Origin of the sequence: Marinovum sp. PR37 (genome assembly GCF_028807375.1) — a bacterium.
GTDB lineage: Bacteria > Pseudomonadota > Alphaproteobacteria > Rhodobacterales > Rhodobacteraceae > Marinovum > Marinovum algicola.
In genome coordinates, this window is the sequence record NZ_JARAML010000006.1 from 194,612 (window position 1) to 210,391 (window position 15,780).

General features: G+C 61.0%; 8 protein-coding genes, 3 tRNA genes and 3 rRNA genes. 12 read left to right on the forward strand and 2 right to left on the reverse strand.

Annotated features, from left to right (window positions below; all coding sequences use genetic code 11):
- Nucleotides 1–27 precede the first annotated feature (27 nt).
- Entirely contained in the window at nucleotides 28–891 is an 864-nt protein-coding gene (locus PVW49_RS07790) for a branched-chain amino acid aminotransferase (protein WP_274590271.1), read from the reverse strand.
- 167 nt (nucleotides 892–1,058) lie between these two features.
- On the opposite strand from PVW49_RS07790, the gene PVW49_RS07795 reads away from it, so the two are divergent.
- Nucleotides 1,059–2,246, forward strand: coding sequence for a calcium-binding protein (locus PVW49_RS07795; protein ID WP_274590272.1), 1,188 nt, complete (start codon nucleotides 1,059–1,061; stop codon nucleotides 2,244–2,246).
- A gap of 57 nt (nucleotides 2,247–2,303) precedes the next feature.
- On the opposite strand, the gene clpB is transcribed toward PVW49_RS07795, so the two are convergent.
- Nucleotides 2,304–4,922, reverse strand: a complete 2,619-nt coding sequence (clpB, locus tag PVW49_RS07800) for an ATP-dependent chaperone ClpB (RefSeq protein WP_274590273.1) — start codon at nucleotides 4,920–4,922, stop codon at nucleotides 2,304–2,306.
- Nucleotides 4,923–5,218: 296 nt separating this feature from the next.
- On the opposite strand from clpB, the gene PVW49_RS07805 reads away from it, so the two are divergent.
- From PVW49_RS07805 to PVW49_RS07855, 11 genes are all read left to right on the forward strand, one after another.
- A complete protein-coding gene (locus tag PVW49_RS07805) occupies nucleotides 5,219–5,530 on the forward strand; it encodes a hypothetical protein (RefSeq protein ID WP_074837015.1) in 312 nt (103 codons plus the stop codon).
- A 172-nt stretch (nucleotides 5,531–5,702) separates the two neighbouring features.
- Nucleotides 5,703–6,407, forward strand: coding sequence for an orotidine-5'-phosphate decarboxylase (gene pyrF, locus PVW49_RS07810; RefSeq protein WP_274590274.1), 705 nt, complete (start codon nucleotides 5,703–5,705; stop codon nucleotides 6,405–6,407).
- 148 nt (nucleotides 6,408–6,555) lie between these two features.
- Nucleotides 6,556–7,461, forward strand: a complete 906-nt coding sequence (gene msrP, locus PVW49_RS07815) for a protein-methionine-sulfoxide reductase catalytic subunit MsrP (protein WP_074837017.1) — start codon at nucleotides 6,556–6,558, stop codon at nucleotides 7,459–7,461.
- Nucleotides 7,461–8,078: a protein-methionine-sulfoxide reductase heme-binding subunit MsrQ gene (gene msrQ / locus PVW49_RS07820; protein ID WP_074837018.1), complete on the forward strand. Its 618-nt coding sequence runs from the start codon at nucleotides 7,461–7,463 to the stop codon at nucleotides 8,076–8,078. Before msrP ends, msrQ begins: the two co-directional genes overlap by 1 nt.
- Nucleotides 8,079–8,107: 29 nt before the next feature.
- Nucleotides 8,108–8,551 (forward strand): DUF302 domain-containing protein, encoded by a 444-nt coding sequence (locus PVW49_RS07825; RefSeq protein ID WP_048529542.1) that lies wholly within the window; start codon nucleotides 8,108–8,110, stop codon nucleotides 8,549–8,551.
- 815 nt (nucleotides 8,552–9,366) lie between these two features.
- Nucleotides 9,367–10,830 (forward strand): 16S ribosomal RNA (locus PVW49_RS07830).
- A gap of 205 nt (nucleotides 10,831–11,035) precedes the next feature.
- Nucleotides 11,036–11,112 (forward strand) — tRNA-Ile (locus tag PVW49_RS07835).
- Nucleotides 11,113–11,287: 175 nt separating this feature from the next.
- Nucleotides 11,288–11,363, forward strand: a tRNA-Ala gene (locus PVW49_RS07840).
- Between the two features lie 477 nt (nucleotides 11,364–11,840).
- Nucleotides 11,841–15,268: ribosomal RNA gene (locus PVW49_RS07845) — 23S ribosomal RNA — on the forward strand.
- Nucleotides 15,269–15,432: 164 nt separating this feature from the next.
- Nucleotides 15,433–15,547 (forward strand): 5S ribosomal RNA (gene rrf / locus PVW49_RS07850).
- The 16S, 23S and 5S rRNA genes sit together here with 3 tRNA genes alongside, the layout of an rRNA operon.
- Nucleotides 15,548–15,668: 121 nt before the next feature.
- Nucleotides 15,669–15,745, forward strand: a tRNA-Met gene (locus PVW49_RS07855).
- Nucleotides 15,746–15,780: the final 35 nt, after the last annotated feature.

Genomic DNA, 15,780 nt, shown 5'->3' on the forward strand with positions numbered 1-15,780 from the left:
CCCGCCTTCGTCCTTACGGACAATTGGTTATTGCTGCGAGGCCGCCCAGTCCCAGTACAGCGCGCGGGCGCGGCGGGTCAGGGGGCCTGTCTGATAAACGGTATCGTCGAACCCGGTGACCGGGGTGACCTTCATCATGTTGCCCGAGAGAAACACCTCGTCGGCGGCATGGAAATCGGCAAAGCTCAGCACCTTTTCCACCACTTCGACGCCATCGGCGCGAAGGTTCTCGATATGCCGCGCGCGGGTGATCCCGGCGAGGAAGGTGCCGTTGGCCACCGGCGTGAAGACCACGCCGTCGCGCACCATGAAGACATTGGCTGTCGCGGTCTCGGCCACATTGCCCAGCGCATCGGCCACCAGCGCATTGCCAAAGCCCTTGGCGCGGGCCTCGGCCAGCATGCGGGCATTGTTGGGGTAGAGACAGCCGGCCTTGGCATTGACCACGGCATCGGCCAGCACCGGGCGGTGAAACTGGGTCCGGGTCAGCGTCGTGCTGGCCTCTTCGGACGCCATCGGGATGGCCTCGAGGGAAATGGCGAAGCCGGTGGCGCCAAGCTTGGGCACGACACCGAGGAAATCCCCCTCGAGCGCCCAATACATCGGCCGGATATAGACCGCGGTGCCGGGGGCATAGGCCGCAAGACCTTCCTGGACGATCGCCACCATGTCTTCGGTGCTGACGGTGGGGGTGATCATCAGCGCCTCGGCCGAGCGGTTGACCCGGGCGCAATGGCGATCGAGATCGGGGGTCAGGCCGTTCACCATGCGCGCGCCGTCGAACACGGTCGAGCCCAGCCAACTGCCGTGATCGGCCGCCTTCATCACGGCAACATCGCCGTCATGCCACTGGCCGTCGAAATAGGTGCGGATCTCTGTGCCGGTCGCCATTTGCGTCCTCCTTCGCGCGGACACTAGGCGGGCCGGCGGGCAAGGTCCAGAGGCTGCACCGGGGGCCACCGGAAAACCCGTTTTGCCCGAGAACCGCCCTCAAGAGGACACAATTACCGAGAAAAACCGGATTTGTTTCCAATTCGAGCGGTACAAGGAGACCCGCGTTGCCCGACGTCCTGTCCTTTGGCAAGAGCCTGACACTTTTCGCGACCTCGCCGATCACCGGCACGGCGCTTGGCGATTATCTGCGCGGCACGGGTGCGGCCGATACGATCTTTGGCGGGGGCGGCAGCGATACCCTGCGCGGTGGATATGGCGATGACCTGCTCTCGGGGGGCGCCGAGGCGGATTACCTGCATGGCAACCGGGGCGCGGACACGCTCGAGGGAGGCGCGGGCGACGATCACCTCAGCGGCGGCGGCGACGATGACGTACTGTCCGGCGGCCTGGGCGCCGATGCCCTGCGCGGCGGCAGCGGCAGCGATCTGCTCGACGGCGGTGCGGGGGTCGACACGCTCAATGGCGGCAGCGGCAGCGACACGCTGGATGGCGGCGCCGGAGATGACAGGTTCTACGGCGGCACCGGCGCGGATGTGATCCTTGGCGGCGCGGGGCACGACACGGCCTACGGCGGCACTGGCAACGACACGATCGCCGGCGGCGACGGCAATGACAGGGCCTATGGCGGCAGCGGCGCGGACCTGATCGGCGGCGATGCGGGCGATGACACGATCTACGCCGGCGGCGGCAATGACACGGTGCTGGGCGGCGCGGGCCACGACCGGATTTCGGCCAATGGCGGCCATGACAGCGTTGACGGCGGCGCCGGATACGACAGGCTGGCCGGCGGTGCCGGGCATGACACACTGGTCGGCGGCGCGGGCAATGACCGCCTCTCGGGCGGCAGCGGCCACGATTTCCTGACCGGCGATGAGGGCCGCGATGCTCTCTTTGGGGGCAGTGGCGACGATGTTCTGTTCGGCGGCGCGGCGCAGGACACCCTGACCGGCAGCAGCGGGCATGACCGGCTTGACGGCGGCGGTGACGACGATCTGCTGCGCGGCGGGTCGGGCGCGGATACGCTGACCGGCGGGGCCGGCGACGATCTGCTGATCGGCGGCCAAGGGGATGATGTCTTTGTCTTTCTTCCGGGGTTCGGCGCGGATACGGTCGCGGGCCACGGCACTGGCGACGACCTGATCGACATGACCGCGCTCGGGGTGAGCGACCTTTCCGACCTGGCGTTTGCCGAGACCGAAGCCGGGCTGGTGATCACCGCGCCCGAGGGCGACAGCCTGCTGATCGACGGTGCCACGCTGGCGAATTTCGACAGCGACACCATCCTGATCTGAAACGCAAAGACGCGCCGGGTTTCCCCGGCGCGTCTGTCTCTCTCAGGTGTCTTTCGCTCAGTGAACGACGGCATCATCCGGCCGTGGCCGGTTGGTCGCCGCCACTCGATCGCCGATGATCAACCCCTCGGACCCGGCGCTCACCGGCACCAGATCGCCATCGGCCACGTCGCCGGCCAGCAGCATTTCGGCCAGCGGATCCTGCAAGGCGCGCTGGATCACCCGCTTAAGCGGACGCGCCCCGAACACCGGATCATAGCCTTCGTCCGCCAGCCATTTGCGCGCCGTCTCGTCCAGCTCGAGCGCGATTTTGCGCGTGGCCAGCCGCTTGAGCAGCCGGGCAAGCTGAATGTCGACGATGCCCGACATGTCCTCGCGCTTGAGCCGGTCGAAGATGATCGTCTCGTCCAGGCGGTTGAGGAACTCGGGCCGGAAATGCGCCCGCACCGCATCCATCACGTCGCGTCGGGCCTGCGCCGAATCCGCGCCTTCCGGCAGTTGCGACAGCGCCTGACTGCCGAGGTTCGAGGTCAGCACGATCAGCGTCTGCTTGAAATCGACCGTGCGGCCCTGACCATCGGTCAGCACGCCGTCATCGAGCACTTGCAACAGCACGTTGAAGACATCCGGGTGCGCCTTTTCCACCTCGTCGAAGAGCACGACCTGATAGGGCCGGCGCCGCACCGCTTCGGTCAGCACCCCGCCTTCGTCGTAGCCGACATAACCCGGCGGCGCGCCGATCAGGCGGGCAACGGCATGTTTCTCCATGAACTCGGACATGTCGATACGCACCATCGCATTGTCGTCGTCGAACAGGAAATCGGCCACCGCCTTGGTCAGTTCGGTCTTGCCCACACCGGTCGGCCCGAGAAAGAGGAAGGAGCCAAGCGGCCGGTTCTCGTCGTTCAGACCGGCGCGGGCGCGGCGCACGGCATTGGAGACCGCTTTGACCGCCTGATTCTGACTGACGACACGGCGGTGCAGGTCTTCCTCCATCCGCAGAAGCTTCTCGCGCTCGCCCTCGAGCATCTTGCCGGCAGGGATGCCGGTCCAGCGTTCGACAACCGAGGCGATCTGATCGGGGCGCACGGCCTCTTCGACCATGACGCCGTCCTGCTCCTGCTCTTCGGCTTCCGAGAGCTGCTTTTCGAGCTGCGGAATGACGCCGTAGGACAGTTCGCCGGCTTTGGCCAGATCGCCATTGCGCTTGGCAATGTCGAGCTCGGCGCGGGCGCGGTCGAGCTGTTCCTTCAGGTCGCGGGCCGAGGCCAGCTTGTCACGTTCGGCCTGCCATTTGGCGGTCAGCTGCGCCGACCGGTCCTGCAAGTCGCCCAGCTCCTTTTCCAGCTTTTCCAGCCGGTCCCGGGAGGCCTGGTCATCCTCGCGCCGCAAAGCTTCGACCTCGATCTGCTTTTGCAGGATGTCACGGTCGAGCGCGTCGAGCTCTTCCGGCTTCGAATCCACCGCCATGCGCAACCGGCTGGCGGCCTCGTCCATCAGGTCGATTGCCTTGTCGGGCAGGAAACGGTCGGTGATGTAGCGGTGCGACAGGGTCGCGGCCGCGACCAGGGCGCTGTCGGAGATCCGCACGCCGTGGTGCAGCTCGTATTTCTCCTTGATGCCGCGCAGGATCGAGATCGTGTCCTCTTCGGTCGGCTCGGCCACCATCAGCGGCTGGAACCGCCGCGCCAGCGCCGCGTCCTTTTCCACGTGCTTGCGGTATTCATCCAGCGTGGTCGCGCCCACACAGTGCAGCTCGCCGCGCGCCAGCGCCGGTTTCAGCAGGTTCGAGGCATCCATTGCGCCATCGGCCTTGCCGGCGCCGACCAGGGTGTGCATCTCGTCGATGAAGAGGATGATTTCGCCGGCGGCCGCCGTCACCTCGGCCAGCACCGCCTTCAGACGTTCCTCGAACTCGCCGCGGTATTTCGCACCGGCGATCAGCGCGCCCATGTCGAGCGACAGCAGGCGCTTGTCCTTCAGGCTCTCGGGCACGTCGCCATTGACGATGCGCAGGGCGAGGCCCTCGGCAATCGCCGTTTTACCGACGCCGGGTTCCCCGATCAGCACCGGGTTGTTCTTGGTGCGGCGCGACAGCACCTGCATGGCGCGGCGGATTTCCTCGTCGCGGCCGATGATCGGGTCGATCTTGCCTTCGCGGGCCCGTTCGGTGAGGTCGAGGCTGTATTTCTTCAGCGCCTCATATCCGTCTTCGGCGCTTGCGGTATCGGCGGTGCGACCCTTGCGGATGTCGTTGATCGCGCTGTTCAGCGCCTGGGCATTGACCGCCCCGGCCTCCAGCGCCTTTTTCGCTTCGGAGCGGACCAGCGCCAGCGCCATCAGGATGCGTTCGACCGGCACGAAACTGTCGCCGGCCTTCTTGGCGACCTTCTCGGCCTCGTCCAGCACCTTGCCGGTGCCGCTGTCCATGTAGATCTGGCCGGCGTCGCCGGTCACCTGGGGGATCTTGCTCAGCGCCAGATCATTGGCCTGCACCACCCGTTCCGGCGCGCCGCCGGCACGTTTGATCAGGTTGGCGGCCAGGCCTTCCTCATCATCTAGCAGGGCTTTGAGAATGTGTTCCGGGGCGAGCCGCTGGTGGCTTTCCCGCATTGCGATGGTCTGCGCGGCCTGAATGAACCCGCGCGACCGCTCCGTGAACTTCGACAAGTCCATGGCTGTCTCCTTCATGTCAAGCGCCCGGTAATGTGGATGCCCGGCTTGGCGGCACATCCCCTTGTGGGCCTTATGACAGAAAAATGGGCACGGCGCCCGGCATTTCAAGCCTGCGGGTGCAGGCTTTGCCAGCCCGCACCGATGGGTCCGCCGGGGCCTCTGCGGCGCCGCGCCCGACAGCCCCGGAGCCAGGCGCGGGGCAGGGCGCGCCGGGGGTGGGCGGGAACAAACCCCGGACCTGCCGGGTTTTCTTGCCAGGGGTCACGCCCCGCGAGCAGACAGATGGAGGCAGGAGCATGCCGTTCAAGACCCGTATCACCGACGCCCGCCACAATGCCGAAACCGGTTGTTTCGAGGCGCATGTCACCCTGATGGAGGGCACCGAGAGCTTCACCTATTCGGTTGAATGCCCCGCCCCCATCGACAGTGACACCGACGAGGTGCAGGCGGCATTGGTGGCCCGCGCCCGGCGCCGGCACCGCCCGGCAGAATGCCGGCTGGTCCGTCGCCGTGTGGCCACGCCCCTGCCGGACCGGCAGGAGGATATCTCCCGCCGCATCCTCGACGCCCGGCCCAATTACCTCGAGCAGATCCTCACGCGGCACTGAGCTACATCTGTAGAACCACGCGCCCGCGCGCGTGCGTATGCCGATGGCGTGCAGGTCCGTGACCTCGGTAGCGCGGTAGAACCACGCGCCCGCGCGCGTGCGTATGCGCGAGGCTTGACCTCCTGCGGCCACTCGGCCAACAAGGCGCGACCCTGCCCAACGGAGCTGCGCCATGACCCTTCCCCCCTCTGATGACCGCCTGATCGTTGCCCTCGACGTGCCGAATGCCTTGGCCGGGCTGGCACTGGCCGAAAAGCTGGGGGACAGCGTTTCGTTCTACAAGATCGGGCTGGGCATGCTCACCGGCGGCGGCATGGCGCTGGCCAACGAGCTGAAGGCGGAACAGGGCAAGCGCATCTTTCTCGATATGAAGCTGTTCGACATCGGCGCCACGGTCGAGGCCGCGGTGCGCGGGCTGGCGCAGTTCGATCTCGATTTCCTGACCGTGCACGGCGATCCGCATGTGGTGCGCGCCGCCAAGGAGGGTGCCGCCGGCAAGGAACTGAAAATTCTCGCGGTGACGATCCTCACTTCGCTTGATCGCGACGATCTCGATGACGGGCTAATTGCGCCGGGCGACATTCATGACATCGTCGCCACCCGCGCCGCCCGCGCGCTGGAGGCGGGCGCCGACGGGGTGATCGCCTCGGCGCAGGAAGCCGCGATGATCCGCGGCCTGCCCGAGGCGCAGGGCCGGCTGATCGTCACCCCCGGCATCCGCCCCGCCGGTGCGGCGGCCGGCGACCAGAAGCGCATCGTCACCCCCGGTGCGGCGGTGGCCAGCGGCGCCGATCACATCGTCGTCGGCCGCCCGGTCTGGCAGGCCGGCGATCCGCGCGCCGCGGCCCAGGCCATCGTGGCCGAGCTCAATGGCTGAGCCCGGGCACCCCGGGGCGCCAAACGTTACAGAAAGGCCACGCAGAGTTGAGCAAGCGTGGTTTTGTCCAGACCCCGACGGCCGCTAGATAGAAGGCTAAGCGGGGCGCCTGCACTCGGACCCTGCGCGACAAACCAAAGGGAACGACATGGCCAATCGCTGGAAGAACACGCTGACCGAGACCGACGTCACGCCGGAAACCGTCTACCTTAATCGGCGGCAGCTCATGGGAGGGGCCGCCGGCATCGGCCTCGCCGGCCTCGCCGGCCCGGCGATGGCGCAGGAGGATGCGCTCGAGCCCAATGAATGGGACGACATCACCACCTACAACAACTTCTACGAATTCGGCACCGGCAAGGATGACCCGGCGCGCAATGCCCATGCGCTCACCACCGATCCGTGGAGCGTGAAAATCGATGGCATGGTCGACAATCCCGGCGAGTTTGCCTTCGAGGACATCATGGCCCGGATGACCGTCGAAGAGCGCATCTATCGCTTTCGCTGCGTCGAGGCCTGGTCGATGGTGGTGCCCTGGAACGGCTTCGAGCTGGCCGACCTGCTGAACCTGGCCGGGGTGCAATCGGGCGCGAAATACGTGGCCTTCGAGACGCTCTATCGCCCGGACGAGATGTGGGGCCAGAAATATCCGGTGCTGGAGTGGCCTTATGTCGAGGGGTTGCGGCTGGACGAGGCGATGCATCCGCTCACCATCATGGCCACCGGCATCTATGGTCGCGACATCCCCAATCAGAACGGCGCACCGCTGCGGCTGGTGGTGCCGTGGAAATACGGCTTCAAGTCGATCAAGTCGGTGGTGCGCATCACCCTGACCGATCAGGAGCCGCCGACAAGCTGGAACATTGCCAATGGCCGCGAATATGGGTTCTACAGCAACGTGAACCCCGAGGTGGACCATCCGCGCTGGTCCCAGGCCAGCGAACGGCGGATCGGCGGCGGGCTGTTTGCGCGCAAGATCCCGACGCTGATGTTCAACGGCTACGAAGAAGAAGTGGCCAGCCTCTATGAAGGCATGGATCTGCGAAAGTTCATCTGATGGTCGATTCCCTCAATACGGCGTTGCGCCGGGTGCCGGCGTGGCTGCTCTATATCGTGCTGCCGCTGCCGGCGTTCTGGTTCCTCTATCTCGGCCTGACCGGCGGGCTTGGCGCCGAGCCGATCAAGGCGCTCGAGCAGGAGCTTGGCGAATTTGCCCTGCAATTGCTGATCGTCGGGCTGGCGGTGACGCCGCTGCGGCGGTTCGCCGGGCTCAACCTGATCCGGTTTCGTCGCGCCATCGGCCTCATGGCCTTTTTCTACGTGGCGCTGCACCTGCTGACCTGGCTGGTACTCGACGTGCAGATCCTGTCGCAGATCTGGGCCGATATCGTCAAACGCCCCTATATCACCATCGGCATGGCGGGCTTTGTCCTGTTGGTGCCTCTGGCGCTGACATCGAACAACTGGTCGGTGCGCCGCCTGGGGCCGCGCTGGCGCAAGCTGCACAAGCTGACCTATCTGGCGGTGTTGCTGGGCGGTGTGCATTACCTGATGCTGGCCAAGGGGCTGCAACTGGAACCATTGCTCTATCTCGGCGTTATCCTCGGACTGCTCGCGCTTCGGATCGAACCCGGCAAGCTGCGTCGCCGCATCGGCCGGCGCAGCGCGGCCTGACCGGCGCCATAGACATATTGGAGAGACCCATGTTGCGTTCCCTCATCCTCGCCTTGCCCTTTCTGGCCGCCACCGGCGCCGGCGCCGAGACCGTGAAGGTCGCCACCGGCAAATCCGTGGCCGAAGCCGCCGAGGCGCTGGCCCAGGCGATCGAAGCGGCCGGGGCCACGCTCTTTGCCCGCGTCGATCACGGGGCAGGGGCGCAGAAGGTGGGCCAGGACATCGGCGCATCCGAATTGCTGATCTTCGGCAACCCCGAGGTCGGCACGCCGGCGATGGTCGAGGCCCGCGAAGCCGGGCTGGCCCTGCCGCTCAAGGTGCTGGTCTATGAAGACCGCCAGGGCGGCACCTGGCTGGCCTATGAGGCGCCCGCCGAACGGCTCGCCGATCTGGCCGATGGCGCCTTGCCCTCCGAGGTGACCGATCCGATGACCGGCGCGCTCCGGAAGCTGACGGCCAAGGCGGCGGAATAACCTGCGGGGTCCGGCGGGCGCGATTCCAGGGCGCGCGTCGGTCACATCCGGAGATTCGACTCGGCAACGGCTCCTTTCGGAGCCGTTTTTGATTCCGAAGGGGGTGACTCGGCCGAGTTACGGGGCTGAATCGGGGGCTATAGGGCCCGGATCTGTGGGTAAGCCTGTGGATAGGCCGTTCGAGTCGGAATCGCCGCCTCCGAGAGGCCTTCCGGCAGGCGGCGAAATCCGCGCCAAAGCGAGAAAGTGCAGAAAAAATGACATCGTAACCTTATGATTTTGTGTCATTTTTTGTATATGTGTTAGAAAGTTTGGGATTTGAGTAAAAAAGCGCTTGCGGGTTTGTGTGGGTATACGTAAAAGCCCCCTCACCGGCGGCGCTGAGGCGCACAACGGGACGCCAGACGGGGCGGCGGCGACGAGGCAACGAGACGCTGACGCAGACGAGGCGGAAGATTTTGAGGGAATGACGGGCGGGCGCGCCAAGAAGTTAGGGCGCATCCGGTTGGTTTTTGTCTCTACGCTGTTTGAAATTGATGGTATCTGAAGAGATATGTGGGCGGTTTGGTTCGTTTCGACGAACGACGTCTGTATATCAACGCTGGTAGGGTTTCGGCCCGATGATCCAGTGTCAGCTTCACTGTTTGAGCGGCTTTCGGTTTCTTTAGGAAACCAGAAGCACAATCAAACAGATGACTTTCAATACGTGTCCAATCCTTAGCCGGGTGGACATAGGGTTCTGCCCCCAAAGCGGACCTGAAGTATTGAAGATGTGCAGAGGTTCGAACGTCAAGGATACGCTGGTGACAGCGTTTCAACTTGAGAGTTTGATCCTGGCTCAGAACGAACGCTGGCGGCAGGCCTAACACATGCAAGTCGAGCGAGCTCTTCGGAGCTAGCGGCGGACGGGTTAGTAACGCGTGGGAACGTGCCCTTCACTGCGGAATAGCCACTGGAAACGGTGAGTAATACCGCATACGCCCTTCGGGGGAAAGATTTATCGGTGAAGGATCGGCCCGCGTTAGATTAGATAGTTGGTGGGGTAACGGCCTACCAAGTCTACGATCTATAGCTGGTTTTAGAGGATGATCAGCAACACTGGGACTGAGACACGGCCCAGACTCCTACGGGAGGCAGCAGTGGGGAATCTTGGACAATGGGCGCAAGCCTGATCCAGCCATGCCGCGTGAGTGATGAAGGCCTTAGGGTCGTAAAGCTCTTTCGCCAGAGATGATAATGACAGTATCTGGTAAAGAAACCCCGGCTAACTCCGTGCCAGCAGCCGCGGTAATACGGAGGGGGTTAGCGTTGTTCGGAATTACTGGGCGTAAAGCGCACGTAGGCGGATCAGAAAGTTGGGGGTGAAATCCCGGGGCTCAACCCCGGAACTGCCTCCAAAACTCCTGGTCTTGAGTTCGAGAGAGGTGAGTGGAATTCCGAGTGTAGAGGTGAAATTCGTAGATATTCGGAGGAACACCAGTGGCGAAGGCGGCTCACTGGCTCGATACTGACGCTGAGGTGCGAAAGTGTGGGGAGCAAACAGGATTAGATACCCTGGTAGTCCACACCGTAAACGATGAATGCCAGTCGTCGGGTAGCATGCTATTCGGTGACACACCTAACGGATTAAGCATTCCGCCTGGGGAGTACGGTCGCAAGATTAAAACTCAAAGGAATTGACGGGGGCCCGCACAAGCGGTGGAGCATGTGGTTTAATTCGAAGCAACGCGCAGAACCTTACCAACCCTTGACATCCTCAGCTACATCGAGAGATCGATGGTTCACTTCGGTGACTGAGTGACAGGTGCTGCATGGCTGTCGTCAGCTCGTGTCGTGAGATGTTCGGTTAAGTCCGGCAACGAGCGCAACCCACATCCCTAGTTGCCAGCAGTTCGGCTGGGCACTCTATGGAAACTGCCCGTGATAAGCGGGAGGAAGGTGTGGATGACGTCAAGTCCTCATGGCCCTTACGGGTTGGGCTACACACGTGCTACAATGGCAGTGACAATGGGTTAATCCCAAAAAACTGTCTCAGTTCGGATTGTCGTCTGCAACTCGACGGCATGAAGTCGGAATCGCTAGTAATCGCGTAACAGCATGACGCGGTGAATACGTTCCCGGGCCTTGTACACACCGCCCGTCACACCATGGGAGTTGGGTTCACCCGAAGGCCGTGCGCCAACCTTTCGAGGAGGCAGCGGACCACGGTGAGCTCAGCGACTGGGGTGAAGTCGTAACAAGGTAGCCGTAGGGGAACCTGCGGCTGGATCACCTCCTTTCTAAGGATGTTTCTAGTCATTGATGTTCGCATCAATCGTGAAACACTTAGCAGCTTCCAGTCCTCAAGTAGCCGCAAGGCGGTAGGACATAAACGGAAGCAATATCAGCTCCTCAAGAGCTTGAACCCGACCGTCCTCATATCTCTTCAGACAGAACAAGCGGGCCGCCGGCCCGTCGATATTTGCCAGCAGGCAATATCAACTTGGGTCGGTAGCTCAGGTGGTTAGAGCGCACGCCTGATAAGCGTGAGGTCGGAGGTTCAAGTCCTCCTCGACCCACCAACGTCATCTTCGCCGGAGGCGAAAATGACGGTCGCGGCAATGCTTGGCATGGCCAAGCACCTGCGACACGGCTGAACCACAAGCGGATCGCAGGGTCTTTCCCCTCTCGGTGTTTCCTTCGGAATCACCTGTCGGGTTTACGGCCCCTTTGATGATCCGCAGGCGGATCATCAAAGGGGCCTTAGCTCAGCTGGGAGAGCGCCTGATTTGCATTCAGGAGGTCAGGAGTTCGATCCTCCTAGGCTCCACCAACGTCACATCGCGATGCGAAGTGACGGCGAGCGAAAGCACGTGGCGCAGCCAGGTGCGTGCGAGATGACATTGTTCTGACCCGGTCGATTAGATCGTTAAGCACTGTCTGAGTGTTTAACCGTCCAATCGGACGTTGGCTTTCTTCGGAAAGCCTTTGACATCGTTTAGAGAGATACAAATATCAACACTGTTTGGTCACCCGAGTATGGGATTGACCTCGGTTTGGTTCTGCTTCGGCAGAAGGCACATTCTGGAATGCTTCCTCACTCCAGGCTGTGTATCCCGGATCGAAAAGAACAGCGTTGTCCAAGTCAAGTACACTAACTGATGCTGATCAATGATCAGCATGGGATAGTTTGCTTTTGATCGGAAAGAGCATTTGCACATATTGCGATACGGCTGGCTGCTTGGTGTTTAACCGCGCTCAAGCAGCCGAACAGGCGGTAGCGCAAGCGAATCTGTCTCTTTCTGGATCAAATCAAGCGCGAGAAGGGCGTTTGGTGGATGCCTTGGCAGTAAGAGGCGATGAAGGACGTGATACTCTGCGATAAGTCATGGGGAGCCGAGAATAGGCTTTGATCCATGAATTTCCGAATGGGGGAACCCACCTGAATGTTCATTATAATAACTTCGGTTGTTTATAATGTTCATGACCAGGTACTTGAGACCTGAATACATAGGGTTTTAAGAGCAAACCCGGGGAACTGAAACATCTAAGTACCCGGAGGAAAGGACATCAATTGATACTCCCCTAGTAGCGGCGAGCGAACGGGGACCAGCCGAGCTGTGAGTGTGAATAGAATGGCATGGAATGGCCAACCAGAGTGGGTGACAGTCCCGTATATGAAGCATGATCAGACGTATTAAGTAGGGCGGAACACGTGAAATTCTGTCTGAAGATCGGAGGACCACCTTCGAAGGCTAAGTACTCCTTACTGACCGATAGCGAACCAGTACCGTGAGGGAAAGGTGAAAAGCACCCCGACGAGGGGAGTGAAACAGTACCTGAAACCGAACGCCTACAATCAGTCGGAGCTTGACTGGACTCTAATGACAATCTGATGCACCTCTGATCCCGGAAATCGGGAGACGAAGATGGCAGACGGAACCTTTGCAATTCTCATGCTGGTCGCAGGGCTGGCGGATATGGGATTGAACTATTGCGGCACGGAGACGGGCTGCGTCGGCCGGACCGAGACAGCGCCCCGCGTTGCGATCTCGGGCGGGCAGGTTCTTGAACGCCGGGCAGAGACGGGTGGCGAGGCTTACCTGCGCTACGATCTGGGACACCGCATCGGGCCGTTCGGCCAGGCTGTGGGGCTCAGCATCGGCGACAAGGGTGAGGCCTGGGTCGGCTTCGGCCAGACCTACCGGCAGAGCTTCGGATCGACCCCGTTCTATGCCGAGCTGCATGCGATGACCGGCCTTTACCGGGCCGGTGACGGTCTTGATCTGGGCGGGCCCATCGTGTTCCGCTCGGGCATCGAGGCCGGCTGGGAAAACCGCCGGGGATGGCGGTTCGGTCTCGGCTTCGACCATCGGTCGAACGCGGGGATTTACGACGAGAACCCCGGTGTCGAGACGGTGCACCTGCGGGTGTCCATTCCGACGCGGTAGCATCGAGATTATTATTAGTGTCCAGTCTTGTGACGGCGTACCTTTTGTATAATGGGTCATCGACTTAGTGTATCTAGCAAGCTTAAGCCGTTAGGTGTAGGCGCAGCGAAAGCGAGTCTTAATAGGGCGACTGAGTTAGATGCATTAGACCCGAAACCGAGTGATCTAGGCATGACCAGGATGAAGGTAAGGTAACACTTACTGGAGGTCCGAACCCACACCTGTTGAAAAAGGTCGGGATGAGTTGTGCCTAGGGGTGAAAGGCCAATCAAACTCGGAGATAGCTGGTTCTCTGCGAAATCTATTTAGGTAGAGCGTCATCCGAATACCCCGGGGGGTAGAGCACTGGATGGGTAATGGGGCCCCACAGGCTTACTGATCCTAACCAAACTCCGAATACCCGGGAGTACTAGATGGCAGACACACTGCGGATGCTAACGTCCGTAGTGGAGAGGGAAACAACCCTGACCTACAGCTAAGGCCCCCAATTCATGGCTAAGTGGGAAAGCAGGTGGGACGACCAAAACAACCAGGAGGTTGGCTTAGAAGCAGCCATCCTTTAAAGATAGCGTAACAGCTCACTGGTCTAAACAAGTTGTCCTGCGGCGAAGATGTAACGGGGCTCAAGCCATGAGCCGAAGCTTAGGATGCCGTAAGGCATGGTAGCAGAGCGTAGTGTGACATAGGACCTCTCCTCTTTAGCGATCCTCGGATCGCCTTGGAGGAACGGGTTCTTTCTGTGAAGCCGGCGCGTGAGCGATCCGGTGGAGAGATCACTAGCGAGAATGATGACATGAGTAGCGACAAAGAGTGTGAGAGACACTCTCGCCGAAAGTCCAAGGGTTCCTGCTTAAAGCTAATCTGAGCAGGGTAAGCCGGCCCCTAAGGCGAGGCAGAAATGCGTAGCCGATGGGAACCACGTTAATATTCGTGGGCCAGGAGGATGTGACGGATCAAGAGGGTAGTTCATTCTTATCGGATTGAATGGGCTGCTTATTGGTCCCTGGAAATAGCCCTCCATCAGACCGTACCCTAAACCGACACAGGTGGACTGGTAGAGAATACCAAGGCGCTTGAGAGAACGATGTTGAAGGAACTCGGCAAAATACCTCCGTAAGTTCGCGAGAAGGAGGCCCGGTTCCTAGGCAACTAGGGGCTGGGGGCACAAACCAGGGGGTGGCGACTGTTTACTAAAAACACAGGGCTCTGCGAAGTCGCAAGACGACGTATAGGGTCTGACGCCTGCCCGGTGCCTGAAGGTTAAAAGGAGAGGTGAGAGCCTTGAATTGAAGCCCAGGTAAACGGCGGCCGTAACTATAACGGTCCTAAGGTAGCGAAATTCCTTGTCGGGTAAGTTCCGACCTGCACGAATGGCGTAACGACTTCCCCGCTGTCTCCAACATCGACTCAGCGAAATTGAATTGCCTGTCAAGATGCAGGCTTCCCGCGGTTAGACGGAAAGACCCCGTGCACCTTTACTACAGCTTCGCACTGGCATCAGGACTGCAATGTGCAGGATAGGTGGTGGGCTTTGAAGCGCGAACGCCAGTTTGCGTGGAGCCTCCCTTGAGATACCACCCTTTGCATTCTTGATGTCTAACCGCGGTCCGTTATCCGGATCCGGGACCCTGCGTGGCGGGTAGTTTGACTGGGGCGGTCGCCTCCTAAAGAGTAACGGAGGCGCGCGATGGTTGGCTCAGACCGGTCGGAAATCGGTCGTTGAGTGCAATGGCAGAAGCCAGCCTGACTGCAAGTCTGACAAGACGAGCAGAGACGAAAGTCGGTCATAGTGATCCGGTGGTCCCGAGTGGAAGGGCCATCGCTCAACGGATAAAAGGTACGCCGGGGATAACAGGCTGATACTGCCCAAGAGTCCATATCGACGGCAGTGTTTGGCACCTCGATGTCGGCTCATCTCATCCTGGGGCTGGAGCAGGTCCCAAGGGTACGGCTGTTCGCCGTTTAAAGAGGTACGTGAGCTGGGTTTAGAACGTCGTGAGACAGTTCGGTCCCTATCTGCCGTGGGTGTAGGATACTTGAGAGGAGTTGCCCCTAGTACGAGAGGACCGGGGTGAACGATCCACTGGTGGACCTGTTGTTGCGCCAGCAGCAGTGCAGGGTAGCTATGATCGGACAGGATAACCGCTGAAGGCATCTAAGCGGGAAGCCCCCCTCAAAACAAGGTATCCCTGAGGACCGTGGTAGACCACCACGTCGATAGGCCGGAGATGTAAGTGCAGTAATGCATTCAGTTGACCGGTACTAATGGTCCGATAGGCTTGATTTGATCCAGTAACAGACAGATTTGTCAAACTGGTCACGATCAAAGCAAACTACACACACATATATCAGTAACTTGACTTGGAATTTGCCTCTGTCTTACGGCCTTGAACGCATAACGCGCTCAAGTAGCCGAATAGGCGGTAGCGCAAAATACCGGGGCTTTCCCGGTTTGGTGATCACAGCACGAGCAAAACACCCGGTCCCATCCCGAACCCGGCCGTTAAGTGCCGTCGCGCCAATGGTACTGCGTCTCAAGACGTGGGAGAGTAGGTCATCGCCAAACCTGATAAGCCCCGATAATACGTATCTCTCAAAACGATGAAACACCCAGGCCTCAAACAGCCGTCAGGCGCGAGGCCGCACCGGCCTCAAGCAACCGCAAGGCAGCAGGCCAACAAAAGTGTCGCGGGGTGGAGCAGCCCGGTAGCTCGTCAGGCTCATAACCTGAAGGTCAGAGGTTCAAATCCTCTCCCCGCAACCAAATCTACACACAAAAATATACCGAAAAAACAGACC